Source organism: Vibrio sp. ER1A, assembly GCF_000733315.1.
Lineage (GTDB): Bacteria > Pseudomonadota > Gammaproteobacteria > Enterobacterales > Vibrionaceae > Vibrio > Vibrio mediterranei.
The window spans coordinates 1-2,177 of the sequence record NZ_JPJA01000068.1; the positions used below are offsets into that span (position 1 = coordinate 1).

The 2,177-nt window shown below is 32.0% G+C and carries 4 protein-coding genes; all 4 read left to right on the forward strand.

The features are described 5' to 3' along the window. A partial coding sequence (locus HW45_RS29930) for a hypothetical protein (protein WP_038225292.1) occupies positions 1–219 on the forward strand: 219 nt, incomplete at its 5' end. Further along, positions 213–641 (forward strand): hypothetical protein, encoded by a 429-nt coding sequence (locus HW45_RS04715; protein ID WP_038225294.1) that lies wholly within the window; start codon positions 213–215, stop codon positions 639–641. The genes HW45_RS29930 and HW45_RS04715, both read left to right, overlap by 7 nt. 3 nt (positions 642–644) lie before the next feature. After that, positions 645–1,100 (forward strand): hypothetical protein, encoded by a 456-nt coding sequence (locus tag HW45_RS04720; RefSeq protein WP_038225296.1) that lies wholly within the window; start codon positions 645–647, stop codon positions 1,098–1,100. 3 nt (positions 1,101–1,103) lie between these two features. Further along, a complete protein-coding gene (locus HW45_RS28310; RefSeq protein ID WP_051867795.1) occupies positions 1,104–2,093 on the forward strand; it encodes a hypothetical protein in 990 nt (329 codons plus the stop codon). Positions 2,094–2,177: the final 84 nt, after the last annotated feature.

Here is a 2,177-nt window from a genome sequence, read left to right on the forward strand (position 1 = left end):
GGCATAAGTGCTGATTCTTTCGACTACAAACAGTACAACAAACAAGGTAGCCGTTATTATTCAGTTAAAGTTAACTTTGATAAGGATAAAGACAATTATAAAAAATTAAAGAATATGCTCGGTTTACAAACTTCTTTATATATTGTTAATGATCAAGTGTCATTTATCGAGTATATACTATCAGTTTTCAATAAAGATTTGGATTTCTCTGTATGGTAGGTTTTATAGGAGCTCTTTCTTCCTCGTTATGTATTGTAATATTAATATTTGTTACGCTACTTATGGGGTACATAAAGTCTTTGTTACCAGATGGTTCTCTTTTTCAAATTGATGAAGCAACTTTTAGGTATCCATTAAAAAGTTATTTTATTGACGAAACAATGGAATCGGAGCTTAAAGAAGTATTGATAAAAGTTAAACAAGATGATGTACAGGTTAACAGTATTAAAGTGGGTTGCTATTATGGTTTGGATCTAGATGAAAGTATGGCGAATAATATCTCTATATATAACACGATTAAGATCAACCAGTTCAATCTCGAAAGCAACTATGAAGTTACCATGTACAAGAAAATGCCAAAAGAGGAGCATAAAATGAACTATTGCTTCGTCGATTTGAACAAATCAAACTCGGGAGAATAATCAATGGATGAGGATTTAGAAGAGACAATGACACCCATGGTGGATGCGTTAACTGGTGCTACATCAGCTGTGATTCTTATTAGCATATTTCTCTTGATCTCCACTGTATCAGGTGTTAGTGAGTCCATAAAAAAGTATGCCACAACCAGTTTGTATAAAAATAGGGTTTCTATAAATGACGTTTTAAAAAGGCACGAACCAACATTGTTGGAAAGCTTAGATGGGTTGTACTTTTATGATAGTTACAAATTATCTCAGTCACAAATAGTTAAAATTGGTAGTTTATTTAAGAAAAAGTTTCCCAGGAAGTTGATCATTGAGTCAAACAAGAAAACTAAACTGGCTCCTTATAACATTATGTTGTTTCTTAGAGATCTAGGTCTTATTTCTCATTTAGATTCTATAGAAATAGTTTTTGAAAAATCACCAGATGTTAGAACCTATATTAGGTGGGAGTAAATAATGAAGATTGTTGGTGTAATTTTATTTCTTTTGGTTTATGTAGTTTTCTTGGCTATAGCACCTGCTAAGCAATTTTTACTTCAAGCGTACGAGCTAGCACCTGAAATTACGTTTTTGGTAGGGGCATTTTATCTTTATATCTCCCTTTTTTCGGTATTTATAGCTTTTGGCCCTGACTTTCGGTCAAAAAAATCTTTATATAATTTACATGTAAAGATGGCCTGTTCTGTCATGGTGTCTTTAGGTCTAGTTGGGACATTCCTAGGTCTAGTTGATATGATTTCAGGTATAGCATCCGCTCTTACAACTGATGAACCAGATTTTTCCAAAAAGATGCAGATTTTACTTGGGGCTATCTCAGGTTCTTTATCTGCAATGTCATTTGCTTTTATTACTTCTATTTTGGGTGTCGGTGTATCAGCTTATAGTATGGTGGCGTCAACTTTTATCGCAAGTTCTGTAGAGAAACGACATTTAAATTCAGCAGTGTCAAATAGCTATAAGGACGATACTCACGATAGAATAACAATTATAGAGAACCAGTTAAAATCTTTGGATTTAACAGAGTTAGAAGTTAAGACATCATTTCTGACGATGATTCAAAGCATCGATTTAAGATTCAACGAATTAATTAATGTTCTAGAAAAAGTTAATAATGACTCTTTGTTGGAGCAAAATAAAAAGCTTGAATTAATTTTAAAAGCATTGAACGAAAATGGAGTTATTACGAAATCTATCAATTCTAACCTCTTGGATCTTGTAGAGATTAGGTCACTTATCGAGAAAAATAACCAAGTTCAAGAAGATAAAAAGCTTTCTGCTATTAATAGCATAGCTAGCGATGTAGAGTGTATTAGCACTGAAGTTAGAGATCTTTCTAAACAGTCTATAAAAAACAATAATAAATTGTGTGAAATGGATGAACGAATAAGCAGTATGCAAATAGTATTTGCTACTTATAAGAAAAAATTATTAAAGCTATTTGTATAATTGCAGAATATTACAGGATTTATGATGAACAAAATTAACGTAAATAATTTGAACGATGTCCAAGTGATAGGTTTGGATATAACA

Excerpts from the sequence above, each read along its gene's own strand:
- HW45_RS04715 (WP_038225294.1), top strand. The coding sequence starts at position 213 with ATGGTAGGTTTTATAGGAGCTCTTTCTTCCTCGTTATGTATTGTAATA.
- HW45_RS04720 (WP_038225296.1), top strand. The coding sequence starts at position 645 with ATGGATGAGGATTTAGAAGAGACAATGACACCCATGGTGGATGCGTTA.
- HW45_RS28310 (WP_051867795.1), top strand. The coding sequence starts at position 1,104 with ATGAAGATTGTTGGTGTAATTTTATTTCTTTTGGTTTATGTAGTTTTC.